27 protein-coding genes and 1 riboswitch are annotated in these 24,078 nt (G+C 68.7%); of the genes, 10 read left to right on the forward strand and 17 right to left on the reverse strand.

From position 1 onward, the window contains the following. Positions 1-284 precede the first annotated feature (284 nt). The 3 genes from JOD27_RS42435 to JOD27_RS42445 form a co-directional block, all read right to left on the reverse strand. Positions 285-659, reverse strand: coding sequence for a polysaccharide lyase domain-containing protein (locus JOD27_RS42435; protein WP_204768057.1), 375 nt, complete (start codon positions 657-659; stop codon positions 285-287). 104 nt (positions 660-763) lie between these two features. After that, positions 764-2,110, reverse strand: coding sequence for a polysaccharide lyase 6 family protein (locus JOD27_RS42440; protein ID WP_204768058.1), 1,347 nt, complete (start codon positions 2,108-2,110; stop codon positions 764-766). A gap of 44 nt (positions 2,111-2,154) precedes the next feature. Continuing rightward, on the reverse strand, positions 2,155-2,589 hold the full coding sequence (locus JOD27_RS42445; RefSeq protein WP_204768059.1) for an NUDIX domain-containing protein: 435 nt from the start codon (positions 2,587-2,589) through the stop codon (positions 2,155-2,157). A gap of 74 nt (positions 2,590-2,663) precedes the next feature. On the opposite strand from JOD27_RS42445, the gene JOD27_RS42450 reads away from it, so the two are divergent. From JOD27_RS42450 to rpsT, 4 genes are all read left to right on the forward strand, one after another. After that, positions 2,664-3,593, forward strand: coding sequence for an SPFH domain-containing protein (locus JOD27_RS42450; protein ID WP_204768060.1), 930 nt, complete (start codon positions 2,664-2,666; stop codon positions 3,591-3,593). Continuing rightward, complete coding sequence (locus JOD27_RS42455; RefSeq protein ID WP_204768061.1) at positions 3,593-3,805, forward strand: type II toxin-antitoxin system antitoxin; 213 nt, start codon at positions 3,593-3,595, stop codon at positions 3,803-3,805. The genes JOD27_RS42450 and JOD27_RS42455 overlap by 1 nt, the downstream gene beginning before the upstream one ends. A gap of 267 nt (positions 3,806-4,072) precedes the next feature. Next, on the forward strand, positions 4,073-4,303 hold the full coding sequence (locus tag JOD27_RS42460; RefSeq protein WP_204768062.1) for a fibronectin type III-like domain-contianing protein: 231 nt from the start codon (positions 4,073-4,075) through the stop codon (positions 4,301-4,303). Positions 4,304-4,426: 123 nt separating this feature from the next. Continuing rightward, positions 4,427-4,693 carry a 30S ribosomal protein S20 gene (gene rpsT, locus JOD27_RS42465; protein WP_109642775.1) on the forward strand — a complete coding sequence of 89 codons (267 nt, stop codon included), beginning with the start codon at positions 4,427-4,429 and terminating at the stop codon, positions 4,691-4,693. A gap of 499 nt (positions 4,694-5,192) precedes the next feature. Here the strand turns inward: rpsT and holA are convergent, their stop codons facing one another. After that, positions 5,193-6,170, reverse strand: a complete 978-nt coding sequence (holA, locus tag JOD27_RS42470) for a DNA polymerase III subunit delta (RefSeq protein WP_204768063.1) — start codon at positions 6,168-6,170, stop codon at positions 5,193-5,195. A 78-nt stretch (positions 6,171-6,248) separates the two neighbouring features. Beyond that, positions 6,249-6,381, forward strand: a riboswitch (SAM riboswitch). An 11-nt stretch (positions 6,382-6,392) separates the two neighbouring features. Between holA and thrC the strand changes: the two genes are divergently transcribed. Both thrC and JOD27_RS42480 read left to right on the forward strand, forming a co-directional pair. Then, positions 6,393-7,649, forward strand: a complete 1,257-nt coding sequence (gene thrC, locus JOD27_RS42475; protein ID WP_204768064.1) for a threonine synthase — start codon at positions 6,393-6,395, stop codon at positions 7,647-7,649. 87 nt (positions 7,650-7,736) lie between these two features. Further along, positions 7,737-8,021 (forward strand): hypothetical protein, encoded by a 285-nt coding sequence (locus JOD27_RS42480; RefSeq protein ID WP_204768065.1) that lies wholly within the window; start codon positions 7,737-7,739, stop codon positions 8,019-8,021. A gap of 9 nt (positions 8,022-8,030) precedes the next feature. Here JOD27_RS42480 and JOD27_RS42485 read toward each other — a convergent pair whose 3' ends face one another. The 11 genes from JOD27_RS42485 to JOD27_RS42535 form a co-directional block, all read right to left on the reverse strand. After that, a complete protein-coding gene (locus tag JOD27_RS42485; protein WP_204768066.1) occupies positions 8,031-8,228 on the reverse strand; it encodes a hypothetical protein in 198 nt (65 codons plus the stop codon). Then, on the reverse strand, positions 8,165-10,777 hold the full coding sequence (locus JOD27_RS42490; protein ID WP_307830645.1) for a ComEC/Rec2 family competence protein: 2,613 nt from the start codon (positions 10,775-10,777) through the stop codon (positions 8,165-8,167). The genes JOD27_RS42485 and JOD27_RS42490 overlap by 64 nt, the downstream gene beginning before the upstream one ends. Positions 10,778-11,163: 386 nt before the next feature. Continuing rightward, a complete protein-coding gene (locus JOD27_RS42495; RefSeq protein WP_204768067.1) occupies positions 11,164-11,847 on the reverse strand; it encodes a ComEA family DNA-binding protein in 684 nt (227 codons plus the stop codon). A gap of 87 nt (positions 11,848-11,934) precedes the next feature. Continuing rightward, complete coding sequence (locus tag JOD27_RS42500; RefSeq protein ID WP_204768068.1) at positions 11,935-12,828, reverse strand: DegV family protein; 894 nt, start codon at positions 12,826-12,828, stop codon at positions 11,935-11,937. Positions 12,829-12,848: 20 nt separating this feature from the next. Next, complete coding sequence (octT, locus tag JOD27_RS42505; protein ID WP_204768069.1) at positions 12,849-13,562, reverse strand: diglucosylglycerate octanoyltransferase; 714 nt, start codon at positions 13,560-13,562, stop codon at positions 12,849-12,851. Then, the gene (locus JOD27_RS42510) at positions 13,559-14,164 is read right to left on the reverse strand and encodes a histidine phosphatase family protein (protein WP_204768070.1); all 606 of its coding nucleotides are present in this window, start codon (positions 14,162-14,164) and stop codon (positions 13,559-13,561) included. The genes octT and JOD27_RS42510 overlap by 4 nt, the downstream gene beginning before the upstream one ends. Before the next feature lie 8 nt (positions 14,165-14,172). Further along, positions 14,173-14,556 carry a ribosome silencing factor gene (rsfS, locus tag JOD27_RS42515; RefSeq protein WP_189258871.1) on the reverse strand — a complete coding sequence of 128 codons (384 nt, stop codon included), beginning with the start codon at positions 14,554-14,556 and terminating at the stop codon, positions 14,173-14,175. A 142-nt stretch (positions 14,557-14,698) separates the two neighbouring features. After that, entirely contained in the window at positions 14,699-14,902 is a 204-nt protein-coding gene (gene cspE / locus JOD27_RS42520; protein WP_204768071.1) for a transcription antiterminator/RNA stability regulator CspE, read from the reverse strand. An 85-nt stretch (positions 14,903-14,987) separates the two neighbouring features. After that, a complete protein-coding gene (gene nadD / locus JOD27_RS42525; RefSeq protein WP_239571524.1) occupies positions 14,988-15,569 on the reverse strand; it encodes a nicotinate-nucleotide adenylyltransferase in 582 nt (193 codons plus the stop codon). Between the two features lie 178 nt (positions 15,570-15,747). After that, positions 15,748-16,917, reverse strand: coding sequence for a cytochrome P450 (locus JOD27_RS42530; RefSeq protein WP_204768072.1), 1,170 nt, complete (start codon positions 16,915-16,917; stop codon positions 15,748-15,750). A 16-nt stretch (positions 16,918-16,933) separates the two neighbouring features. After that, positions 16,934-18,232, reverse strand: coding sequence for a glutamate-5-semialdehyde dehydrogenase (locus JOD27_RS42535; RefSeq protein WP_204768112.1), 1,299 nt, complete (start codon positions 18,230-18,232; stop codon positions 16,934-16,936). 30 nt (positions 18,233-18,262) lie between these two features. Between JOD27_RS42535 and JOD27_RS42540 the strand changes: the two genes are divergently transcribed. The 3 genes from JOD27_RS42540 to JOD27_RS42550 all read left to right on the forward strand — a co-directional run bounded on the left by JOD27_RS42540 (position 18,263) and on the right by JOD27_RS42550 (position 21,659). Beyond that, positions 18,263-20,347 (forward strand): RecQ family ATP-dependent DNA helicase, encoded by a 2,085-nt coding sequence (locus tag JOD27_RS42540; protein WP_204768073.1) that lies wholly within the window; start codon positions 18,263-18,265, stop codon positions 20,345-20,347. Positions 20,348-20,373: 26 nt separating this feature from the next. Continuing rightward, complete coding sequence (locus JOD27_RS42545) at positions 20,374-20,577, forward strand: hypothetical protein (protein ID WP_204768074.1); 204 nt, start codon at positions 20,374-20,376, stop codon at positions 20,575-20,577. Positions 20,578-20,705: 128 nt separating this feature from the next. Then, positions 20,706-21,659: a PrsW family intramembrane metalloprotease gene (locus tag JOD27_RS42550; protein ID WP_204768075.1), complete on the forward strand. Its 954-nt coding sequence runs from the start codon at positions 20,706-20,708 to the stop codon at positions 21,657-21,659. Between the two features lie 36 nt (positions 21,660-21,695). Here JOD27_RS42550 and JOD27_RS42555 read toward each other — a convergent pair whose 3' ends face one another. Then, the gene (locus tag JOD27_RS42555) at positions 21,696-22,409 is read right to left on the reverse strand and encodes an alpha/beta fold hydrolase (RefSeq protein ID WP_204768076.1); all 714 of its coding nucleotides are present in this window, start codon (positions 22,407-22,409) and stop codon (positions 21,696-21,698) included. A 41-nt stretch (positions 22,410-22,450) separates the two neighbouring features. On the opposite strand from JOD27_RS42555, the gene JOD27_RS42560 reads away from it, so the two are divergent. Beyond that, positions 22,451-23,641, forward strand: a complete 1,191-nt coding sequence (locus tag JOD27_RS42560; protein ID WP_204768077.1) for a cytochrome P450 — start codon at positions 22,451-22,453, stop codon at positions 23,639-23,641. On the opposite strand, the gene JOD27_RS42565 is transcribed toward JOD27_RS42560, so the two are convergent. After that, complete coding sequence (locus JOD27_RS42565) at positions 23,619-24,029, reverse strand: anthrone oxygenase family protein (RefSeq protein WP_204768078.1); 411 nt, start codon at positions 24,027-24,029, stop codon at positions 23,619-23,621. The two genes, JOD27_RS42560 and JOD27_RS42565, sit on opposite strands and share 23 nt — an antisense overlap. Positions 24,030-24,078: the final 49 nt, after the last annotated feature.

Consider the following 24,078-nt stretch of genomic DNA (forward strand, 5'->3'; position numbering starts at 1 on the left):
GGCCTCTCAGAGGCTCTTTGTCCCGGCTTGTGCCCCGCTCGTTCCGGTTTTGATTTCCGGCCCGTTCCGCGCTGGCAGAGAGAACATTACACGGGCCTGTTTCGATCTCCAAATCGGGGGGTCATGGTAGTCGCGAAACGTGCGACCACCAGGACAAACGCCCGAGTCAGGGTGCGGAGACCCCGACGTCCGACGTCGTCAGCGGCTTCCGGGAAGCCGTCGAGCTGTACTCGTCCGCCCCCACATCAGGCTTGCCGACGCGCGACTGCGGGTCGAAGTCCGCGTCACCTACGAGTACGTACCTGCGGAGCTCTCGATCGCAGTACTGCTGGACGACAGGCGCAGCAGTCCATTGGAGTCACGCACCAGAGCGGGGCACCGCTCTGGTCGCCGTTGAACGTGGTGCGGGTGATGCGGGTGCCTTCAGCCTCGGCCGGCACCGACAGGGAGCTGGTGCCCGAGAAGACGAAGCCCTCGATGGTCACGCCATGCACCGCGCCGAACTCGAAGCCGCCGGTGCTGAACACCGCGTCGCCGACGGGTTGGGCCGCGATGCCGGTGTTCGACCTCGTGATCTTGATCGGCTTGTCGACGCGGTGAACGCCGTTGGCGAGCACGATGCGCTGGCCTGGGCGGGCCGAGTTGATCGCGACCAGCATGTGATGGCACGTGCGGCGGTGAGCCGAAAGTGCTGCGCCTTCCGTGCAGATGGCCCCGTGTTCTCCGATGCCTGCCCCTGGAGGCAGACATCGGAGAAACAGCGCTACGGCGCCGAAGGTCCCACGTCGGCCTTCGTGAGCGGCTTGCGGATCGCGGACGTGCTGTACTCGTCCGCTCCGACGTCCGGCTTGCCGGAACGCGCCTGCGGGTCGAAGTCACGCGTCACGTAGGAGTAGGTGCCGACCGACGCGTCGATGGCCGGGCTGCTCGACGCGAGGCGCAGCAGCCCGTTGGCGTCACGCACGAGCTTCGGGTCCGCGGACTTGTAGCCGGACGCCGGCATGCTGCCGCCCGTACCGCCCCAGATGAGGTTGCCCTCGTACTTCACGACCGATCCGCTGTGCATGGACACGACACCGCCGGACGAGCCCTTGATGATGTTGTTCGCGAGCACGCAGTCCTTCGGCTTGAAGTTGCCGCCGTCGCTGTCCACGACCTCACCGGTGCCGATGAGCGTGTTGAACGCGACCGTCACGCGGTCCGGCCTGTCGTGTTCCTTCGAGGTCGGGCCGCTGTCCGCCTCGCTGCCGGAGCCGAACACCATCGCGCGGTCGCGGGTGTTCTCCACGTAGTTGTTGTAGATCTTGTGGTCGTTGCCGTGGAACCGGATGCCGCTGTTGAACAGCAGGTTGCCCTCGACGGTGGTGCGGTTGCCATGGCGCAGCACGATGTACCCGCGGCTGTCGCGGATCGTGTTGTAGCGGACCGTGTTGTCCGAGGACTTCACGGAGATGGCCTCGGAGTCGCCGTCCGCCTTCTCGAAGAGGTTGTACTCGACGATGGCGTTCGCGGACTTCGACTGCTTGTGGCTGTAGCCGAGCCGGATCGACTCGCCGCCGTTCGAGCCGGAGAACTGGTGGTTGTAGAAGTAGTTGTGGTGGATCCAGGTCCGCTTGGCGATGTCGCTGCCGGGACCGGTGATCTGCAGGTACACGCCCTCGTTGGTGCGGTTCGAGAACGTGTTGTGGTCGACCTGCACGTCGTCGGCGCTGACGCTGAGCGAGGCGCCGTCCTTGTTGCCGTTGTAGGTGTTGCGGGTGATGCGGGTGGCCTGCGCCCCAGGTGGCACGTCCAGCGTGCTCGTGCCGTCGAAGACGAAGCCCTCGATGGTGACGTTCTTGACGGCGCCGAGTTGGAAGCCGCCGCTCGTGAACACCGTGCCGCCGACGGTCCGCGCGGCGATGGTGATGCCGGACTTGGTGATCTTGATCGGCTGGTCGGCCAGGTACACGCCGTCGGCGAGCACGAGGCGTTGACCGGGCCGGGCGGTGTCGATCGCGGCCTGGAGGGAGGACACGTTCGAGACGCCGACGACAGCCGCGTACGCAGGGACTTCGACGAAGGACGACAGCAGGGCGACCGCGCCGACTGCGGCCAGTGATCGGATCATTCGCCAACTCCAAGTAATGGGTCGTCGGCGGCGGCAGACCTAAGTTACCGCAAAATCCCTGCAGGTGGAGTAGTTCGATACAAGCCAAGGGCCGTATCGACCGAGCCAAGACGATCCAGTTGTCCGATGTCTGCGAGCGGGAACCACTGGGCGAGGTCGGTCGTACCACCCACCTCGTGCCGGAGCTCGCCACCGACGATCCGGACCTCGTACATGATCCGGAGCGCGTGGTAGTCGCGATCAGGCTCCTCGCGGAACTCCGAGTCGATGCCGAGCAGCCGGAGCACCTCGACCTCGTACCCCGTCTCCTCCTCGAACTCCCGGATCACCGCGTCGTAGGGGTGCTCACCGTGGTCGAGGCCGCCGCCAGGCAGGATCCACTGCCTGCCCTCACGTGCGATGAAGCGCGCGAGCAGGATCTCGTCGTTGTCGTTGACGCACACTCCGTATGCGGCCACACGCTGCCTCTTCTCCCTCATGTGGATCAGCCTAGGTGTGGCGATCATGGCGAAAAAGTGATATCACTTAGCTACTACTTCGATAGGGGGTCTGGATGAGCGCGATCGACACGAAGGTGCACATGCCGGCGCCTGCCGTGCGGGAGAGGCACGCACGGGAGCTGCCCGGTCTACCGATGTTCTTCGCAGGACTGGCGGTGTACGCGGTGGGTGTGCTGGTGCTCGTACGGGGAGTCATGGAGGCCGCGGACAGCGGAACGGACCCGTCAGCCGGGGTCATGATCACCGGCGTGCTGGCGCTCCTGGCGGCGTCGCTGATCATGAAGGGGCTGTTCACGGTCGCACCCGGTGAGGCGCGCGTGCTGCAGTTCCTCGGCCGCTACGTGGGCACGGTGCGCACGGACGGTCTGCGGTGGGCGAACCCGTTCACCACACGGGAGAAGATCTCGACCAGGATCCGCAACCACGAGACCCAGACGCTCAAGGTCAACGACGCGGACGGCAACCCGATCGAGATCGCCGCAGTTGTTGTGTGGCAGGTGGAAGACACTGCGCGCGCACGGTTCGAGGTGGACGACTTCGTGCGGTTCGTCGGCATCCAGACCGAGACCGCCGTACGGCACATCGCGACCAGCTACCCGTACGACAGCCACGAGGAAGGCGGTCTGTCGTTGCGGGAGAACGCGGACGAGATCACCGAGACGCTCGCGATCGAGATCTCCGCACGCGTGCAGGCCGCGGGCGTGAAGGTGATCGAGTCACGGCTCACCCACCTCGCGTACGCGCCGGAGATCGCGCAGGCCATGTTGCAGCGGCAGCAGGCTTCGGCGGTCGTGGCGGCCCGCACGCGGATCGTCGAGGGCGCCGTCGGCATGGTCGAGCTCGCGCTGCAACGGCTCGCCGAACAGGACGTCGTCGAGCTCGACGAGGAACGCAAGGCGGCGATGGTGTCGAACCTGCTCGTCGTCCTGTGCGGTGACCGCTCCACTCAGCCCGTGGTGAACGCAGGATCGCTCTACACCTGATGGCTGACCGCAAGAGCGTTCTGCTCAGGCTCGATCCGGCGGTGCACGACGCGTTGAGCAGGTGGGCGAACGACGAGCTGCGCAGCACCAACGCGCAGATCGAGTTCCTGCTGCGGCGTGCGCTGGCGGAGGCGGGCCGGCTGCCCAAAGAGGCAAAGAAGATGCCTCGGCGCGGCAGGCCACCCAAGGAGCCCGACCAAGAGACGGACTAGTGCGCACGGTGGAATCGATGACAGACCTCCACACATCTGACGCACGAGCGCTCGCGTCGGCTCTGCAGGGGTCGCTGGAGGAGGCCAGGAAACTGGTCTCCGACGGCGCGGAGTCGACGCTGGTCCGGCGGTGCACGACCGCAGCTTCGGACTCGGGCCCGGCGACTGCGCGACGTCGGGAACGTTGGTGTCCGTTGATCGTCGCGACGGCGTGGTGAAGTTCACGGTCGCGAACACGGTGGGCGTGCGGGCACCGTCGTCGTGCCGGTGTACGTGCGGGAGCCTGCCTCCCCCGTTCTGGCGCCGGACGCCCGGATGGTGGGCTTCACCCGCTTGGAACTCGCTGCGGGACAGTCGAAGCAGGTCGAGGTGTCGTTCAAGCTCTCGCAGCTGGCGCTGACGGTGGGCGACGTGGACGGCGATGGCGGGCGGCAGGTCGCCCGAAGCGGCTACGAGGCCGTGGTGGGCGCGGAGGAAGCCGCGTTTACGGTGCGCTGAGCTGGCCTGATATCCTTCGTCGTCGTGAACGCGCGGCGCTCCGCCGTGGAGGAGAGCCAGCTCTCGCTGGTGCCGACCAAGCGCGTCACGAACTCCGGTTTCGACACAGAAGGGTGATGTCGCATGGCGAACATCAAGTCCCAGCTCAAGCGGATCAAGACCAACGAGAAGGCGCGCCTGCGCAACAAGTCGGTCAAGTCGTCCCTCAAGACGGCCATCCGCAAGTTCCGCGAGGCTGCCGAGGCCGGTGACAAGGCGAAGGCCCTGGAGCTGCTGCAGGACGCGTCCCGCAAGCTCGACAAGGCCGCCACCAAGGGTGTCATCCACCCGAACCAGGCCGCCAACAAGAAGTCGGCGATGGCGCTGCGCGCGAACCAGCTCGAGGGCTGAGTTCTCGCTCGGTTCCAGCCTCTGAGAAGGGCCCGCTCTCCGTTGAGCGGGCCCTTCTCGCTGTCTCGGTGGCGACGCGGGTTCGGCTCGTGACAGCTTCCGAGGATGAAGCTGCCTGGCTCGGCGACACGATCGCGTACAAGCGCATCGCCGTGGCCACCAACCGGGCCATCGCGCAGTTCTCGTCCGGCAGCTGTCGCGAGCGGTTGACGCTCGCGGTCGCCCGCGAGCGTCGTGGCCGGTCAACGCGCCGTTCGAGGTGTACCCGCGGGTGCGCGATGATCTTCAACCTGACGTCCGAGGTGCTCACCGGCTCGGGGCTGGTTCGAGGGCTCGCGGCACGGCGACGCCTGGAGACGATCTTCGGCGGGTGGGTGGCGCAGTCGAGGCCGGCTACGAGATGCCGTGGAACCGCCGGGATCATCCCTTTCCGGCGGACGGACTGCCGTCGGGTTGACCGGCAGGCGTTGACCCACCTGATCGGGATCCGAAGGCCTGATCAGCGGCGGCCGTGCGCCGCCACGATCTTGAGCACCGCGCGCTCCAGCGCGTAGTCGGCGTCGGCCGCCACGCCCTTCACGTCGGCGTTGAGCCCCGCGACCACCTGCATCGCGTCGGCCAGACCCGACTGGTCCCAGCCGCGGGCCTGGGCCTGCGCCTTCTTGATCTTCCACGGCGGCATGCCGAGCGGGCCTGCCAGGCTGAACGGGTCGGCGCGGCCCACTGCGGACACGCGCGCGACGGTGCGCACCGCGTCCGCCAGGGCGTCCGCGACCAGCACGTGCGGCACGCCCAGCTGCATGGCCCAGCGCAACGCCTCCATCGCGCCCGCGCGGTCGCCGGTCACGGCCTTCTCGGCGACCGCGAAGCCGGTCACCTCCGCCTTGCCCTGGTGGTAGCGGCGGATCTCGTCGACCGTCACCTTGCCGTCGGTGTCGGAGACGAGCTGGGACGCGGCAGCGGCCAGCTCACGCAGGTTCGTGCCCACGGCGTCGATGAGGGTGGCCACGGCCTCGGCGTCGATCTTGCCGCCCGCCTGCCGCACCTCGTTGCGCACGAACGCCTCGCGATCACCGGGCTTGGTGATCTTGGGGCACTCGGTGACGGCGGCACCGGCCTTCTTCAGTTGTCCCGGCAGGTCCTTGGCCGCCTTGCTGCGGCCGCCGCCGGTGTGCACGACGACGAGCGTGACCCCGTCCGCGGGCGACTTGACGTAGGAGAGGACCGTGTCCGCGATCTCCTTGCTGATCTCCTGCGCGTTCTGCAGGACGATCACGCGACCCTCCGCGAACAGCGACGGGCTCACCAGTTCGGCCAGCTCGGGAGGCGTGAGATCAGTCACCTGCACGCGGGTCAGGTCGGCGTTCGGATCGGCCTTGCGTGCGGCCTCGAGAGCCGCCCGAACAGCCCGTTCGACCAGCAACTCCTCCTCGCCGACGACGAGGTGCAGTGACTCCGGTGCGCTCACGCTCCGCATCCTCCCACGTCCCGGATCGTGGACGTTGGTGGCTGAGAAACGGACAGTTGCCGTAGCTTGGTCACCACAACTGAACACCGCTCATCCAGAGGGGCAGAGGGACCGGCCCGAAGAAGCCCCGGCAACCGGCGTCAGCGCTGTAGTGCATCACAACGCGCAGACGATCACGGTGCCAATTCCGACCCGTTCGATTTCGCGGGAAAGATGAGGAGATACCTCGCGATGACTGCTGTCTCTGTGCCCACGAGCACCACCTTCGACCTCGGCCCCGCCCGTGCACTGCTGTGCCGTGAGTGCGGAAATGAGACTCCTCTCGCTCCTGAGTACGCCTGTCTGGAGTGTTTCGGGCCGCTGGAAGTGGCCTACGACTTCGGCAAGATCCGGCGCGAGGACATCGAAGCCGGCCCCAGGTCGATCTGGCGCTACCGCGGCCTTCTCCCCGTTCCGTCCACTGTGGAGCAGCACCCGAACACCGAACCCGGCGGCACCCGCCTGGTCGAGGCCCACAACCTCGCCAAGGCGCTGGGCGTGCGCAAGGTCTGGGTGAAGGACGACACCGGCAACCCCACCCACTCCTTCAAGGACCGCGTGGTCGGCGTCGCACTCGCAGCGGCCCGCGAGCTCGGCTTCAAGGTGCTGGCCTGCCCGTCCACCGGCAACCTGGCGAACGCGGTCGCCGCGGCCGCAGCCCGCGCGGGCTGGCAGTCCGTGGTTCTCATTCCCTCCTCTCTCGAGCGCGCCAAGATCCTGATGAGCGCCGTCTACGAAGGCGCTCTGGTCGCCGTCGACGGCAACTACGACGACGTGAACCGCCTCGCCCAGGAACTCGCCGCGGAGCACGAGGACTGGGCGTTCGTGAACGTGAACGTCCGCCCGTACTACGCGGAGGGCTCGAAGACCCTCGGCTACGAGGTCGCAGAGCAGCTCGGCTGGCGCCTGCCCGACCAGATCGTGGTGCCCATCGCGTCCGGTTCGCAGCTCACCAAGGTCGACAAGGCGTTCCGCGAGCTCGGCCAGCTCGACCTCGTCGAAGCCACCCCGTACCGCGTGTTCGGCGCCCAGGCCACCGGCTGCAGCCCGGTGTCGGCCGCCTACAAGGAAGGCCACGACGTCATCCGCCCGGTCCGCCCGGACACCATCGCCCGCTCGCTGGCGATCGGCGCTCCGGCCGACGGCCCGTACGTGCTCGACGCGGTCCGCCGCACCAACGGCGCCATCGAGGACGTGACCGACGAAGAGGTCGTCGAGGGCATCAAGCTCCTCGCCCGCACCGAGGGCATCTTCGCCGAGACCGCCGGCGGCGTGACCGTGGCGACGGCGAAGAAGCTGATCGAGTCGGGCCAGCTCGACCCGGACGGCGAGACCGTGCTGCTGATCACCGGCGACGGCCTCAAGACCCTCGATGCGCTCGGCGACACGATCGGTCCGCGCGCGACGGTGCCGCCGTCGGCAGACGCCGTCATCAAGGCGCTGGCTTAACCACCTCCTTCCGGTCCGGGGACGCGCCCGCGTCCCCGGACCGCGTTGTACCGCGCGACGGTCGCTCGTTCCTGTCATGCTCCGGGCATGGAGCTTCCGGAGCCCTGGACGGTCGTGGACGACGAGACCAGGACCGCGCTCGAGGATCAGCTGCGAAGGGAAGTCGCCGACGGCCATCCGCTCTTCGGCAAGCCGGTCACGGCGGTTGCCCGCTGCGATCGGTGCGACGAGGTGTTGTACACCGTCGAAGAGGAGCCCGCGTGGTTCGCACAGGTCCATCTCACGTGGCGACGAACTCCGGACACCCCGCCGTGGCCACGGACAAAGCGACTGCCCTCACCGCTGGCCGGGAATCTCCTCGACCACCACTGAACCGGTGTGTCAGAAGGAGATCGCTTCCGACTGCATCCAGGCCGTGCGCGGAAAGCGTTGCAGGCCTTCCATCACGTGCGGCCCGAACGGCTCGACGTCCGCGCGCCACGCCACGATCCGTTGCGGCCACGGCGATTCCGCCTTCAGCAGGTTGTAGTGGTAGTTGCGCCAGTCATGCGGCGCGATCCGCAGCGCGTCGTCGAACACATGCTCCGAGACGAGGTCGTACGCCTCCTCCGGCCTCGTGGCCTGGGTGGGTGGCAGCACGTGCGTGACCTTCGCCCGGTAGGTGACGGCTCGGGTGCCGTCTTCGAGTGTTTCGCAGATGTAGTAACCGAAATCGGGTTTGAGCTCGTCGTGCGGCCACGGCGTCGCCGAGTAGTTCGGCTGCCACATGGCCCACGCGAGTCCAGGCGTGCCACCGGGAACCGGGTAGCGCGCGTTGTAGAGCCTGATCCAGACCATCCTCTTCTCCTTCGTACTGTTCGATTCCCCGGCAACACCGCCAGGTCTCCGTTCTCGTCCGTGCGCAGCACCAGCGCACCTCCCGCCCGCAACATGTCGATCACGTGCGGGCTCGGGTGCCCGTAGCGGTTGCCCGCGCCGACACTCACCAGCGCCACTCGTGGCCGCACGGCCTCGAGAAACGCGGGCAGCGAGTACCGCGAACCGTGGTGCGGCACCTTGAGCACCTCGGCCCCGAGGTCCCGCTCCCCCAGCAACGCCGACTGTCCGGCCAGTTCGACGTCACCGGTGAGCAGCACCCGGCCTGCCCTGGTGTGTGCCTTGAGCACGAGCGAGTAGTCGTTGATCGTCGTGTTCGCGTCTCCTGCCGTCGGCGGGCGGCGCGGGCCCAGCACCTCCATTTCCAGTCCTGGCCAGGCAAACCGCTCGCCTGCCTTCGGTTCCACCACCCGCACACCACGGCTGCGGGCTTGAGCGCTGACCTCCTTCCACGCCCACGCGGGCTCCTTCAGCGGGCCGACCGCCACCGCGCCCACCGCACGCCCGGTGAGCACCGCGGAGAGGCCCTGAACGTGATCGGCGTGCAGGTGCGTCAGCACGACGAGCGGAATCCTCTTGATTCCCAACGTCTTCAGGCAGCGGTCGACGACTCCGGGGTCGGGCCCGGTGTCCACCACGACCGCGCGGTCGGCGTCGTCGGTCGCCAGGACCAGCGCGTCACCCTGGCCCACGTCACAGCTGACCACCTTCCAGCCGTCCGGCGGCCACGCCGGCGCCACGATCTTCATCGGCACCAGCACCACGAAGCCGCCGATCAGCACCGCGACGACCAACGTCCGCGTCTTCTTGAGGCGCAGCAACAACACCACCGCTGCCACGACCACGACCAACGCGATCGCGCCGACCCAGCCGTCTGGCCATCCCACGGACGCTCCGGGCACGGTCGCCGCCTGCCGCCCGACCTGGATGAGCCACGTCACCGCAGGTCCGGCGACGTGCACGAGCAGTTCGGCTGCCGACTTCCACAGCGGCGCGACGGCTGCCGCCGCCACACCCAGCACCGTCGCCGGTGCGACCGCCGGGCCCGCGACCAGGTTGGCCACGATCGCCACGAGGCTGACCTGACCGGAGATCCCTGCGACCAACGGCGCCGTCGCGAGACTGGCGGCCGTGGGCACGACGATCGCCTCGGCGAGGCCGTTGGGCACGCCATGCGCTTTCAGTGCCCGCGACCACTTCGGCGCCACCAGCACGAGCGCCGCCGTGGCCACCACGGAAAGTGCGAACCCCGGATCGCCGCCCAGTGCCGGGTCGAGGAAGACCAGCACCAGGACTGCCGTTGCGAGGCTCGGGAGTGTGGACCGGCGACGACCCAGCACCAGCGCCAACAGAGTCACAGCACCCATGACCGCGGCTCTGAGAACGCTGGGCTCGGGGCCCGCCAGGACCACGAACCCGACCAGCGCCGCCATCGCTGTCCCGGCCGCTGTGCGCGGACCGGCCCTGAACCGCCTGGCCAGCAGGTAGACCGCGCCGCACACGATGGCGAGGTTCGCGCCGCTCACCGCCAGCAGGTGGGAGAGGCCCGCGGTGCGGAACTCGTCGACCACGCGCGGCACCATCCGGTCGCTGTCGCCCACCACGAGTGCCGGGAGGAGCCCGGCTTCCTCGTCGTCGAGGACCGCGCTGGCTTCTCTCAGGCCGTCGCGGAGGTGATCTGCCCAGCTCTGCCAGATCGGAGGTGGCTGAGGGTCGATCGGCGGGCCGCGCACTCGGAGCAAAGCCGACGTCAGATCGCCACGTCGAGGTGGAGCGAGCGTGCCTTTCGCTGTGACCTTCTGACCTGGCAACAGGTTTCGCCACTTGTCCACGGGGGCCAGCAGAACCAGGTGGGCGCCGTTCGCGGTAGCGGTGATGACCACGTGGTCGACGCCCGCCTGGCGGCCGCCGAAGCCCGCGGCTCTGATGCCTCTGGGTCGGGTGCTGAGCTCGACCGTGAGGGTGGTGGCACGGCCTTCATCGGCGGCCAGGCGGAGTGGGTGGGTTTCGGCCTTCAGGACGTTGCCTCCCACCCAGGCTGCGGCCAACGGGCCGGAGATCAGCAGGGCTATGGCGCACGTTCGGGTCCACCACGCCCGCCGCCACGCCGCCAGGCCGACGGCTCCCGCTGCCAGGCCGGTGAGGACTGCCGCCTGCCAGCTCAGGAAGAGACCGGCGACGGCGGTGGCCCACACGGCTGTCGCGGCTGGGACCAGGCGGTAGTCGTGGGTTATCGGGTGTCTGCGGACCACTGCGGCCTCCTTCGTCCGGTGGGAGGTCGCAGGTCGGGGCTTGGGCTGCCTTGGCAGGTGATGCGGACAGATCGCATGACGAGGCTCCTGTTGGTGGCCGAGCTAGGTGATGACCGCCGCACACAGGCGGCAGGGTGGTTTCCTCACTGGCGGTGGGGCCGGGAGTGGAGTCGGGGCTGGGAAGGACCGCAGCAGGTACCGGACCGCGCCAGCCAGCAGACGGGGACGGCGGCGGCGTTTCGGGGTGCGGGCGCGGTGGAGCGGGAAAGCGAGCTCGATCCGGCAGGGCGGGTGGTTGCGGTCTGCCGGGGGCGGAGCCGGGTTCGTCAGGTGGTGGAACTGGGCCTTGGTGCGGACGTAGAGGGACAAGGCCGTGGCGGCGAAGGTCATGTGTGGACCAGGTCGGCCAGCTTGGCGAGTTTGGAGTCGCCTATGCCTTCCACCTCGCGGAGTTGATCGACCGAGGCGAACGGGCCCTTGCGGGTGCGACGATCGACTATGCGCTGGGCCGTCACCGGGCCCACGCCGGGAAGGGCGTCCAGTTCGGAGGCCGTGGCCGAGTTCAGGTCCAGCTTGGACGGCACGGCTGCGGGCGCGGCCGGAGGTGGTATGCCCACGGCTATCTGCTCGCCGTCGGCGAGTTTGCGGGCGAGGTTCAGGGCGTGGAGATCGGCGCCCGGCTTGATGCCACCGGCCAGCCGGACGGCGTCGGCCACTCGGGCGCCGGACGTCACCGTCACCAGGCCTGGCGTCACCACCTCGCCGATCACGTTCACCACCAGCTCCGGAGCCGGGGCCGTGGTGCTCACGAGGGCCATCGCCGGGGCCTGTTCCGCCGCAGGGCTCTGCCACCAGCTGCCCAGGCCGATCACGGTGCAGGCGACGGCGATGCCCAGGGCCAGGAGACCTCGGCGGGGAACTCGGGGCAGGCGGAAGCGGCGGCGGGGTGTGCCGTGTTCGTCCGAGTCTTCCGAGCGTGCGTAGACCAGGGTCGGGTCGGCGCGGACCTTGGCGGCCAGGGCGGCCAGGCGTTCGCTCGGGCTGTCGGCCGGGTGGGGGCGGGGGAGCATGGGGGCGACGTTACGGAGCGGGACGGGTGGGATGACCGGGTTGGCTCCGGGGCTGTGGATTACTCGCGGGTTGTGGACAGGTCGCGATCACTCGGGGCTTGGAGACGGGGAATTGTCGGGGGTCTGTGGGAGGATGTCCGGTCCTCCTGGCAGCACCACCACGCCCAGCACCCCTGGGCCCGTGTGGGCGCCGATCACCGCCCCGACCTCGGAGATCACGCACCCCGTCGAGCCGGGCAGGCGTTCGTCGAGGCGCGTGGCCAGTTCGGCGGCGCGTTCGGGAGCCGCCAGGTGGTGCACTGCCAGACCCACCGGGCCGTCGCCAGCCGCGGCCGCCGCCAGGTCGACCAGGCGGCCAACGGCTCGGCTCATCGTGCGGACCTTCTCCAGGGGCACGATCCGGCCGTCGTCCATGTGCAGCAACGGCTTCACGGCCAGCGCGGTCCCCACCAGCGCCGCCGCCGTGCCGATCCGCCCGCCACGGCGCAGGTGCTCCAGGGTTTCCAGGCAGAAGAACATCCGGGTCTGAGCGGCAGCGGACGAAGCCGCCTCCTCCACGGCAGCGTGCGAACGTCCGTCAGCAACGGCCGCACACGCGCGCAACACCGCGAAACCGAGCCCCATGCCCGTCGAGCGCGAGTCGACCACCCGAATCCGGGACGAGTCGACCTCCTCGGCAGCCAGCCGCGCCGCCTCCCACGTCCCAGAGAGCTCACGAGAGAGATGCACGGACACGATCGCGTCCGACGACGACAGAACGTCCCGGTACACGGCAGCCATCTCGCCAGGCGTCGGACGGGACGTGGTCACGCGGCGATGCTCGGCAAGAGCACTCGCCAGCTCGAAAGGACCGAAGTCGACGCCATCGAGGCGTCCGGCACCGTCCACCGCCACGTGCAGCGGCACCACGGTGATCGAATGGCGCTTCGCGAACCCCTCGGGCAGGTATGCCGTGGAGTCGGTGACGATGGAGATGCGCACGAGCGACGAGCCTACGGGGCTCACTCCTCCGAAGGACTCAACGCCACGGACGAGATGAGAGCAGCCATCGCCTTCCCCACCAGCTCGTGCCCCTCCCAGCCCCAGTGCATCCCGTCCGGATTTCCGGCGCCCGACCGCACGTGCTCCCCGATCACGGCAGGCAGATCCAGCAACGGCACCCCCGCACGTGCGGCCCAGCCACGCACAGCGGCAACCGCAGCCGCGTGCCCGTCATGCACAAACCGGTACGTAGGAGCCCGATGCACCGACGGCACGATCCCCACCGCCGGCATCTTGTACTCGAGATTGCGCACCGACCGCAGCATGTCCCGCAGATATCGCGCAGTCAGCGCCGGAGGCAACGCCACGCGCGCGTAGGGCGCCAACAGCGGCTGAACGTCCAGATAACGCGCACGCACCCACCGCCGTAACCAGTCAGGCCGCACATAACGCAGCCCCTCACGCAGATACGTGGGCAACGGCGACGGAAGCGTGTCCATGCTCCCCACCGCGAACACCAGAACATCGGTGCGCGGCAGCAACGACCAGATCCGCGGATCCCCGGTCAGCGCCCACCAGGCGTCCCGAGCCGTCCACCCGAACCCGGCCGCGAGCTCCGCCGACCCACCCAGCTCAGCGGCGCAGATGTTGTGCCACAGCCGCGGATGATCAGCGGGTAACGGCCCGGAAGGCCCGAAGAACGACAGCGAGTCCCCGAGGACGAGCAGTCTCAACGCGTGGTGCCCGCGTTGTACGACGTCAGCCGCCACCGTTCGTTGCGGCGAGTGAACACCGTCCAGTGGCAGTTCGAGATGCCGCCGAGCTGCGACCAGGTCTGCACCGGCAGATCCAGCAGCCGCCCGGTCAACGCGCTGATCAGGCCACCGTGCGCGCACAGCATGACGGTGCCGGTGAACTCCGCGTCCACCTCGTGCACGACCTGGATGGCCCGTTCGGCCACCTCGACGCGCGACTCGCCGTCCGGCGGCGTGTAGGTGGGGTCCGTGCGCCAGATGGTCACCGCACCCGGCCACTCCTGCTCCACCTCGGCCAGGTTCAGCCCCTGCCACTTGCCCAGGTGGGTCTCGCGCAGCCGTTCGTCGATCCGCAGCGGGATGTCCGTGGACGACGCGAACACACCGGCGGTGTTGCGCGCCCGTTGCAGGTCGGAGGCGACCACGATCTCCGGTTCGAACCCGGCGAGCACCGGAACGGCGAACCTGGCCTGGTTCAAGCCGGTCTCGGTGAGCGCCGAGTCCAGATGACCCTGCAGACGACCTGTCGCGTTGTAGTCGGTCTCACCGTGCCGCCACAGCACGAGCCGGCTCAGGGCCATCCTCTACCTCATTCAGCCGTGGACTCGGCGGGGACGTCCGCTTCGAACTCGATGCGCGGGCAGTCCTTCCACAGCCGCTCCAGGCCGTAGAAGCTGCGCTCCTCCGTGTGCTGCACGTGCACGACGACGTCCACGAAGTCCAGCAGCACCCAACGGCCCTCGCGAGCCCCTTCGCGGCGCACCGGCTTCGTGCCGGCCTCCCGCAGCTTCTCCTCGATGTTGTCGACGATCGCGCCGACCTGCCGCTCGTTCGGAGCGGACGCGATCACGAACACGTCAGTGATCACGAGCTGGTCGGAGACGTCGAGCACCATCACGTCGTGCGCCTTCTTGTCGGCCGCTGCGTTCGCCGCGACCAGCGCCAGCCGTCGTGCCTCGTCGGTGGCTGCCACGTCACTCCTCTGACTTCCGGCGAGCGTCGTTACGCCCGCACGAGTTACTGAGGGTACCGGCGACCGCCAACCGTTACTTCGCACTCACGCATGACGAAGGCCACCCCAGCGCCCTGGGGTGGCCTTCACCTGCGCCGAAGCTTTAGAGCGGAACGACCTTCTGGGCCTGCGGACCCTTCTGGCCCTGTCCGACCTCGAACTCGACCTTCTGGTTCTCCTCGAGCGAGCGGAACCCCTTGGACTGGATCTCCGAGTAGTGCACGAAGACGTCAGCCGAGCCGTCGTCGGGGGCGATGAAACCGAACCCCTTCTCGGCGTTGAACCACTTCACGGTGCCTGTAGCCAAAGCCTTGCCTTTCACCAACCAGCAACAACGCGATGATTGTTGCTCCCCGAGACCGCGGATGCACGCGAAATCCACCCAAACGTGGTCACGACTCGGAGTACAAGCCCGTTTTGGCGATGTACTGGACCACACCGTCTGGGACCAAATACCAAACCGGCTGGCCGGAAGCGGTCCGCGCGCGGCAGCCGGTGGACGAGATGGCCATCGCCGGGACCTCGACGAGCGACACGGCTCCTGGCGGCAGGTGATGGTCGTTCAGCGTGTAACCCGGACGGGTGACCCCGATGAAGTGGGCCAGCTCGAACGCGTCCGCGGCGCGCTTCCACGACAGGATCTGCTCCAGCGCGTCGGCACCGGTGATGAAGAACAGGTCGGCGTCCGGGTACTGCTTCTTCAGGTCCGTGAGCGTGTCCACCGTGTACGTGGGGCCGTCACGGTCGATGTCCACGCGACTGACCGAGAAACGGGGGTTGGACGCGGTGGCGATGACCGTCATCAGGTAGCGGTCCTCGGCGGGTGACACCTCGCGCGACGACTTCTGCCACGGCTGCCCCGTCGGTACGAAGATCACGCGATCCAGGTCGAACCTGGCCTGTACCTCGCTGGCGGCCACGAGGTGGCCGTGGTGGATGGGGTCGAACGTGCCACCCATGACGCCGATGCGCATCAAAACAGCGTAGACGGGCGCGGACCGCTCCCATGGTCCAGCGCCCGTCGTGCTGATCACACCGGACGGCCCTGGGGGAGGACGGGCCGTGCGGCGCGCGGCCCACCCCGAAGCAGAGCCGCGCAATGGAGGAACGCACGCCCCCACACTCCATGACGCGGGTCTGCCAAGATTTTTCTCACCAGGCCGCCACGAGCTTCAACGGGCCCCTGACCAGCGATCCCTTGCGGAACTCGACCGGTTCGACGAGCCGCAGACCGGGCATCCGGCGCAGCACCGTGCCGAGCGCCACCTGCAGCTCCATCCGCGCGAGCTGCGAGCCGAGGCAGAAGTGGATGCCGTGCCCGAACTGCAGGTGCTGGCCCACCTCGCGGTCGAGGTCGAGCTCGTCGCCCTTCGCGTACACGGACTCGTCGCGGTTCGCCGACGACACGACCACCAGCAGGGCGTCGCCTTCCTTCACGAGCACGTTGCCGACCTGGACGTCCTCGGTCGCGATGCGTGGGAAGCCGGCGCCACTGCCCAATGGGATGAACCTCAGCAGCTCCTCGATCGCGTTCGGAAGCGTGTCGGGGTTCTCCCGCAGGCGCTTCACGGCGTCCGGGCGCTCCAGCAGGGTGACGATGCTGTTGGCAAGCATGTTCGCCGTCGTCTCGTGGCCCGCCACCAGCAACGTGATGCCGAACCGGACGAGTTCGTCCTCGGTCAGCCGGTCGTCGTTGTCCCTGGCCGCGACGAGTGCGCTCATCAGGTCGTCCGCGGGCTGTTCGCGGCGTTTCGCGACGAGGTCGGTGAAGTAGGCGTGCAGCTTCAGCATGCCGTCCATCGCCTCTTCCGGCGTGTAGCTGCCGATCGTGGAGAGAACCTGGTCCGACCACCTGCGGAAGTCCGCGCGGTCCTCGAACGGCACGCCGAGCAGCTCGCAGATGATCGTGATCGGGAACGGCATGGTGAAGCCCTCGACGAGGTCGCCGGGGTTGTCCATCCGGTCGAGGAGCTCGTCGGTGATCTGTTGCGCGCGTGGACGCAGCTCCTCGATCCGCCGCACCGTGAACGCCTTGGACACGAGGCGACGCATGCGCGCGTGGTCCTCGCCGTCGTGCGTGAGGATCGATCCACCGGGTGCGATGAGGGGCTGCATCCTCGGTACGTCCTGGTTGACCGTTCGCGCTCGGCTGAACCGGGGGTCGCTCAGGACGAACTTGGTCTCTTCATAGGACGTGACGAGCCAGCCCTCTCCGCCGTACGGGTACGTCACGCGCGTGACGGGCTCTTCACGCCGCAGACGTTCATACGTCGGATCGAGGGCCAGGCCGTCGGTTTCGGAGAACGGGTAGGTGGGAGCCATGCCTCCGAACGTAGAGCTATCCCTTCGGGCGCGTGTGACCTTCGCCCCAGACGACCCATTTAGAGGACGTCAGCTCGGCCAGGCCCATCGGACCGCGGGCGTGCAGCTTCTGCGTCGAGATGCCGATCTCCGCGCCCATGCCGAACTCCGCGCCGTCCGTGTACGCCGTGGAGGCGTTGACGAACACCGCCGCCGCGTCCACCCGCGTCGTGAACTTCCGTGCGGCCGCGACGTCGTTCGTGACAATGGCCTCGCTGTGGCCGGAGCCGTACGTCGCGATGTGCTTCACCGCCTCGTCCAACGAGTCGACGACCTTCGCGGCGATGTCGAGGCTCAGGTACTCCGTGCCCCAGTCTGCCTCGGTCGCTTCCAGGACGTCGGGCTGACCGGCGAACGTCGTGTCACCGTGGATGACCACGCTCTCCTGCTGCAACGCCTTCGTGATGCGCGGGACGAACTCGGCCGCGACGTCCTTGTGCACCAGAAGGGATTCCGCGGCGTTGCACACGCTCGTGCGCCGGGTCTTGGCGTTCAGGACGATGGCCTCGGCCATGTCGAGATCGGCGTGCGCGTCCACGTACACGTGGCAGTTGCCGACGCCGGTCTCGATCGCGGGAACCGTCGCCTGCTCCACGACGGCGTTGATCAGACCCGCGCCACCGCGCGGAATCACCAGGTCGACCAGGCCGCGCGCGGTGATGAGGTGCGTCACGGAGGCGCGGTCGTGGCACGGCAGGAGCTGCACGCAGTCGGCCGGCAGGTTCACGCTTTCGAGTGCATCGCGCAGGACGGCGACGAGCGTGGTGTTGGAGTGCTCGGCGGTCGAGGAACCCCGCAGCAGCGCGGCGTTGCCCGACTTCAGCGCGAGACCGGCGGCGTCGACCGTGACGTTCGGGCGACCCTCGTAGACCATGCCGACGACGCCCATCGGGACGCGGACCTGCTTGAGCTCCAGGCCGTTCGGCAGGATGCCGCCGTTGAGCACCTGACCGACCGGATCAGCCAGTCCCGCAACGGTTTCCAGGCCGACGGCGACGCCCTCGATGCGGGCTTCGTTCAACGTCAGGCGGTCCAGGATGTTGTCCGGCAGTCCTGCCGCCCTGCCCGCTTCGAGGTCCTTCTGGTTGGCCTCGATGATCTCTGGCGCGCGCCGGCGGAGAGCGGCGGCCATCTCGTGCAGCGCGGCGTCCTTGCGCTCACGGGTGGCGAGGACGAGTTCGTCGGCGGCGACGCGGGCGCGGCGGGCTGCTGCGTGCACCTGGTCGCGCAGGTCATCAGTCACGCCACACAGCTTACGACCTGCGACAATCACAATTGTCAGACCCGCCTGGCAAGCTTGCTCCCCATGGACGACATCGCGCTGCGAGAACTGGCGGAGGAGCGCCTCCGGGCACTGGCGGGCCCGGAGGCGGTGCTGCGCGAGGACCAGTGGACCGCGATCCACACCCTCGTGGCCCAGCGCCGCAGAGCTCTCGTCGTCCAGCGCACGGGCTGGGGCAAGTCGGCCGTGTACTTCATCGCGACGGCGTTGCTGCGCCAGCTCGGTGAGGGACCGACGGTCATCGTCTCGCCACTGCTCGCGTTGATGCGCAACCAGATCGACGCGGCGGCGCGGGCGGGCGTGCACGCGGTGACGATCAACTCGGCCAACACCGACGAGTGGGACGCCGTGCAGGAGCAGGTCGCGGCGGGCGACGTCGACGTGCTCCTGGTGAGTCCGGAACGGCTGAACAACCCCGATTTCCGCGATGCCGTGCTGCCCTCGCTGACCGCCTCCGCGGGCATGCTCGTGGTCGACGAGGCGCACTGCATCTCGGACTGGGGCCACGACTTCCGGCCGGACTACCGCAGGCTGCGGACGCTGCTGACGGAGCTGCCACCGGGCGTGCCGGTGCTGGCGACGACGGCGACGGCCAACGACCGCGTGGTCCACGACGTCACCGAGCAGCTGGGGCTCGGCGCCGACGAGGGCACGTTGGTCCTGCGCGGGCCGCTCGACCGCGACAGCCTGCGTCTGTCGGTCGCTCTGCTGCCGACCGCCGAGGCGCGCCTCGGGTGGCTCGCGGAGCAGCTCGACCGGCTGCCGGGCTCCGGCATCATCTACACGCTCACGGTCGCGGCGGCGGACGACATCGCGGCGTTCCTGTCCTCGCGCGGCTTCCCGGTGGCCGCGTACTCGGGCAAGACGGAGCCCGCCGAACGTGAACGCGCCGAGGAGGACCTGCTGAACAACCGGGTCAAAGCGCTGGTCGCCACCTCTGCTCTGGGCATGGGTTTCGACAAGCCGGACCTGGGGTTCGTCGTGCACGTCGGCGCGCCGTCCTCCCCCATCGCCTACTACCAGCAGATCGGCCGGGCGGGTCGCGGCGTCGACCGCGCCGAGGTGATCCTGCTGCCCGGCCACGAGGACCGCGACATCTGGGCGTACTTCGCGTCGCTGGCGTTCCCGGCGGAGGTCGTGGTGCGCCAGGTGCTGTCCGCACTGGCCGGCGCGGCCAAACCGCTGTCGACGGCGGCGCTGGAGCCGATGGTCGAGCTGTCCCGCGGCCGGCTCGAGGTCGTGCTGAAGGTGCTGGACGTCGACGGTGCCGTGCGGCGTGTGCGCGGGGGCTGGGAGGCGACCGGCCGCCCGTGGGAGTACGACGGCGACCGGTACGCACGCATCGCCGAGGCGCGCAGGGCAGAGCAGCAGGTGATGATCGACTACGTGCGCACGTCGTCGTGCCGGATGAGGTTCCTGCAGGACCAGCTCGACGACCCGACCGCGCACGACTGCGGCCGCTGCGACAACTGCACGGGCGAGCGGTTGTCGCTGGACGTCTCGGAAACCGCGGCGGGCGCGGCCCGCGAACGCCTGCTGCGACCCGGCCTCGACGTGGCGCCGCGCAAGATGTGGCCCACCGGCATGGCCGCGATCGGGGTCTCGTTGTCCGGCAAGATCGGGCCGTCGGAGGTCGCGGCGACGGGCCGGGCGCTGGGCCGCCTCACCGACATCGGCTGGGGCACCCGCCTGCGCGACCTGCTCGCCGACGGTACCGACCGCGAGATCCCCGACGACGTGTTCGCGGCGTGCGTGAAGGTGTTGTCGGCGTGGGACTGGGACGACCGGCCGGTGGGCGTGGTGACCGTCGGTTCGCGACGCCGGCCTGCTCTGGTCGGCAGCTTCGGCCAGCACATCGCGTCGATCGGCCGGCTGCCGTTCCTCGGCACCGTGTGGCTCGGTGAGTCGACGCACCGAGCCAACAGCGCCCAGCGCCTGGCCGGGCTCGTGCGGTCCGGTGAGACGCCGGACGTGTCCGGTGTGGACGGTCCTCTGCTGCTGGTGGACGACCACATCGACACGGGCTGGACGATGACGGTGGCCGCTCGGATGCTCAGGAAGGAGGGGGTGCCTGCGGTGCTGCCGTTCGCGCTGGCCGTCACCAACTGAGGAACGGCACCGGCATCGGCGCTCTGGTGCTCGAGGTCGCCAACGAGACTGTGGAGCTCAAGGCCGGCAACGGCCAGGCGAGCCGACTGACGTACCGCGGCATCAAGAAGTTCGACTACGACGTCGCGCTGTCGTTCTCGAGCGCTGATCGGCAGTGGGCGGCTCAGACAGCACGGTGCGGGCGGCCTACGAAGCGCTGGCCGACCTCAACGACACCAACTACGTCCTGATGGCGGACGGCGACACAACGACCGCTGTTGCACATCTCGAACCGGTACCTGCTCGATTCGACATCGTCGCAGGCGAATGACCCGGCCCCGAGTTGTCTCGGTCGTGGCCGAGCGAGAAACTCCAGTGCATGATCACGCCTGGAACGGCCACGCCTCGCACCGGCAGGTCGTGGTTGCGGATGTTCTTCGTGGGGCTGGTGCTGTGGGTGGCGACGGTGATGATCACCTACATCACCGGCAACGCCAACCTGATTCCGACGATCGTGCTGCTGGGCAGTTTCCTGGTGCCGGCGACGTTCGTGGTGTGGGCGTTCGAGCACCGTCACTCCGGCGAGGTGACCGGGGAGATCGTGTTCCGGACGTTCGCGGTCGGTGGTGTGCTGGGCGTGCTCGGGGCGTCGCTGCTGGAGACGTACCTCCTGCATCCGTCGCCGTGGCTGTTCGTGGGTGTCGGGCTGATCGAGGAAGCGGTCAAGCTCGGCGCGCTGGCCTTGCTCACGCGGCACCTCGTGCACAAGTCCGCGCGGGACGGGCTGGTGCTCGGGGCCAGCGTCGGGTTCGGGTTCGCCGCGTTCGAGTCGGCCGGGTACGCGCTCACGGCCACGTTGACCGAGAACGGGCTGTCGTTGATGGACCTGGTCACGACCGAGCTGCTGCGGGGCTTCCTCGCTCCGTTCGGGCACGGGCTGTGGACGGCCATCCTCGGCGGGGTGTTGTTCTCGCGCAGTGTTCGCGAGCACTTCATGCTCACGCGGGGGCTGTTGTGGGCCTACCTCGGGGTGTCGTTGCTGCACGCGCTGTGGGACTCGATGAACAGCATCGCCATCGTGGTCACGTTGGTGCTGACGGATCAACCGTGGCAGGAGCAGGCGTGGGATGCCGGGTACATGCCGCAGCCGACGCCGACGCAGGTGCAGCTGTTCACGGTCTTCACGTGGCTCGGGCTGATCCTGATCTCGGTCGTCGGCCTGGCCTGGCTGGCGCGCCTGGTGCGGGCGTCGCGCCGGGAGTTCGCGCCGGTGCACGGGTATCCGCTGCGTACTGACGCGCGGTGGTGGCCGGGAGGCCACCCTCCCCGGTGAGAATGCGATCCCACGGGTTGGCGACGCCGCCGGGAGTCATCCGGCGAGGAAGCTCAGCACGGCGTCGCGGAACTCGGCCGGACGCGTGCTGTGGACGCGGTGGCCCGCGTCGATCGTGATCAGCTTCGCGTGCGGGATCCCCGCGGTCAGGTCCTCCAGGCGGTCCAGGGGAACGTGGCTGCGCGGGCCGCCGCTGATCACCAGTGTCGGGGCCTTGATCGCGGCCAGGCCGTCCCACCACAGCGGGTCGGGAGCGCGCAGTTGCGTCAGGATCTGGGGGACCATGCGGCGGTCGAAGGCGCGCAGCAGGCCTTGCAGCGCGAGGGTCAGCGCCACGCCTCGCTTCGGTGGGCGGGGCTCACCTGAGCGGGGTGGGGGTGGTGGGTCTTCCAGCACCAGTTTGCGGACGCGGTCTGGACGGCGGCCTGCCAGCAGTGCCGCGATGTGGGCGCCCAGGGAGTGGCCGATCAGGTCGAACTCGGCGATGTCGAGTGCGTCCAGCACGCCGATCACGTCGCGTTGCACCGAATCCAGACGGTAGTCGCCGGTCCGGGCGCTGGTGCCGTGGCCGCGCAGGTCGGGGGCGATCACCAGGCGGCCCACGGACACCAGGTCGCGGGTCAGGCGGGTCCACGTCGCCGAGTTGCTGGCGAGGGCGTGGAGCAGGACGGCCGGTGAGCCTTCCAGTGGGCCGTCCAGACGGTAGGCGATGGTCACACCGCCGACGTTCAACGTGGGCAGTGGAACCATTGCTGACCGTCCCCCCGGTGCGGTGTGGCACTGTCGTTGCCATGATTCCGGACGTCGTGCGGTTTCGGCAGGCCGATCTACTTTCCGGTCTGTACCGGCGGTTCGGGCCGGTGGTGCGGATGGGGCCCTACACCTACCTGCTCGGGCCGGAGGCGAACCGGTTCGTGTTCGCCAACTCCGAGCTGTTCGAGGTGGAACGGGCGTTTCAGGTGCTGGTGCCGGTGGACGGGCCCACGTCGTTGATCGTCAGCGACGGTGAGGACCACAAGCGGCGGCGCCGGCTCGTGCAGCCGGCGTTGGTGCACCGGCAGATCGCGAACTACGTGCCGGTCATGCGGGCCAACGCCGAGGCGGCGCTCGACGCGTGGCGGCCTGGGGAGGTCGTGGACGCCTACCAGGAGTTCCGAAGGGCGATCCGGCGCAGCACGATCCACGCGTTGTTCGGCGAGAAGCTGGCGCGCGAAGCGGACTTCTTCGGGGCGCACCTGCAGGTGCTGATCAACCTGATCGACCACAACCCCGCGGTGGTCACGTGGCTGCGGCGGACGAAGGCTCCTGCCTGGCGCAACGCGATGAGGGCTCGGCGGGCCGTGGACGCGCGGGTGTACCAGGCGATCGAGGAAGCGCGGCAGAAAGCGGCTGACGACGACCACGTGCTCGCGTCGCTCGTGCGGGAGAAGGACGGGCTGAGCGATCTCGAGGTGCGCGACCAGGTCGTCACGCTGATCGCGGCCGGGTACGAGACGACCAGTGGCGCGATGGCGTGGGCGGTGTTCAACCTGTTGCGGCACAACGGGGTTTGGGAACGCGCGCGAGAGGACGACGACTATCTGGCCAATGTCGTCAACGAGACGTTGCGGCTTTGTCCACCGGCGGTGGTGTCGGCGCGGGTCGCGGCGCAGCCGTTCGAGTTCGGCGGGAAGAAGATCAAGCAGGGCGCGTTTCTGTTGTACAGCCCCTATGTCACGCATCGGCTGGCCGAGGTGTGGCCGGATCCGCTGCGGTTCGACCCCGACCGCTGGGAACGCAAGCCCGCGCCGCACGAGTTCCTGCCGTTCGGCGGCGGTCCGCACCGGTGCATCGGCGCCGGGCTCGCCACGACGGAGCTGACCGTGATGCTGAAAGCGTTGCTGCAAAGGCCGAAACCGGAGCTGCTCCCCCAGCGCATCACGCCGACGAGCGTCGCCGCGATGCGTCCGAAGCGCGGCCTCAGAATCCGAGCAGCAGGGTGATCGTCGAGGCCAGGCTCGCGAGGCCGCGCACGTGGTTCCAGATCGTCCACTTGCGCAGGTATTCCGGCCAGTAGGCATCGTCGGTCCGCTCCAGACGGTTGTTCATCGGCACGTTGACGAACATCGTCAGCAGGAACGAACCCACGAGGTAGAGCAGGCCGCCCGCGATCCGGCCCTCGAAGACCTCGATACCGCACAGGATCACGTTGCCGGCGAACACCAGCAGGAACACCGGGTTCTGGATTCGCACGTTAATACGGCGCATGGCATCGCGGGCGCGTTCGGACGGCAGGTCCGCGAGACCCGGCATGACGGCGGCGGAGAAGGCGAAGAACAGGCCGGCCATCAGGCCGGACGCGGCGGCTGCGATCAGCGTGATTGTCCCCATGGCGCCAACTGTGGCTCGCGCAGGCCGGACTCTCAATGACAGTTCATCG

Source organism: Lentzea nigeriaca, from assembly GCF_016907955.1.
GTDB classification, from domain to species: Bacteria; Actinomycetota; Actinomycetes; order Mycobacteriales; family Pseudonocardiaceae; genus Lentzea; species Lentzea nigeriaca.

Coding starts and splice junctions, on each gene's coding strand:
- JOD27_RS42435 (WP_204768057.1), bottom strand. CDS start 659: ATGCTGGTCGCGATCAACTCGGCCCGCCCAGGCCAGCGCATCGTGCTC.
- JOD27_RS42440 (WP_204768058.1), bottom strand. CDS start 2,110: ATGATCCGATCACTGGCCGCAGTCGGCGCGGTCGCCCTGCTGTCGTCC.
- JOD27_RS42445 (WP_204768059.1), bottom strand. CDS start 2,589: ATGAGGGAGAAGAGGCAGCGTGTGGCCGCATACGGAGTGTGCGTCAAC.
- JOD27_RS42450 (WP_204768060.1), top strand. CDS start 2,664: ATGAGCGCGATCGACACGAAGGTGCACATGCCGGCGCCTGCCGTGCGG.
- JOD27_RS42455 (WP_204768061.1), top strand. CDS start 3,593: ATGGCTGACCGCAAGAGCGTTCTGCTCAGGCTCGATCCGGCGGTGCAC.
- rpsT (WP_109642775.1), top strand. CDS start 4,427: ATGGCGAACATCAAGTCCCAGCTCAAGCGGATCAAGACCAACGAGAAG.
- holA (WP_204768063.1), bottom strand. CDS start 6,170: ATGCGGAGCGTGAGCGCACCGGAGTCACTGCACCTCGTCGTCGGCGAG.
- thrC (WP_204768064.1), top strand. CDS start 6,393: ATGACTGCTGTCTCTGTGCCCACGAGCACCACCTTCGACCTCGGCCCC.
- JOD27_RS42480 (WP_204768065.1), top strand. CDS start 7,737: ATGGAGCTTCCGGAGCCCTGGACGGTCGTGGACGACGAGACCAGGACC.
- JOD27_RS42495 (WP_204768067.1), bottom strand. CDS start 11,847: ATGCTCCCCCGCCCCCACCCGGCCGACAGCCCGAGCGAACGCCTGGCC.
- JOD27_RS42510 (WP_204768070.1), bottom strand. CDS start 14,164: ATGGCCCTGAGCCGGCTCGTGCTGTGGCGGCACGGTGAGACCGACTAC.
- nadD (WP_239571524.1), bottom strand. CDS start 15,569: ATGCGCATCGGCGTCATGGGTGGCACGTTCGACCCCATCCACCACGGC.
- JOD27_RS42530 (WP_204768072.1), bottom strand. CDS start 16,917: ATGGCTCCCACCTACCCGTTCTCCGAAACCGACGGCCTGGCCCTCGAT.
- JOD27_RS42540 (WP_204768073.1), top strand. CDS start 18,263: ATGGACGACATCGCGCTGCGAGAACTGGCGGAGGAGCGCCTCCGGGCA.
- JOD27_RS42550 (WP_204768075.1), top strand. CDS start 20,706: ATGATCACGCCTGGAACGGCCACGCCTCGCACCGGCAGGTCGTGGTTG.
- JOD27_RS42555 (WP_204768076.1), bottom strand. CDS start 22,409: ATGGTTCCACTGCCCACGTTGAACGTCGGCGGTGTGACCATCGCCTAC.
- JOD27_RS42560 (WP_204768077.1), top strand. CDS start 22,451: ATGATTCCGGACGTCGTGCGGTTTCGGCAGGCCGATCTACTTTCCGGT.
- JOD27_RS42565 (WP_204768078.1), bottom strand. CDS start 24,029: ATGGGGACAATCACGCTGATCGCAGCCGCCGCGTCCGGCCTGATGGCC.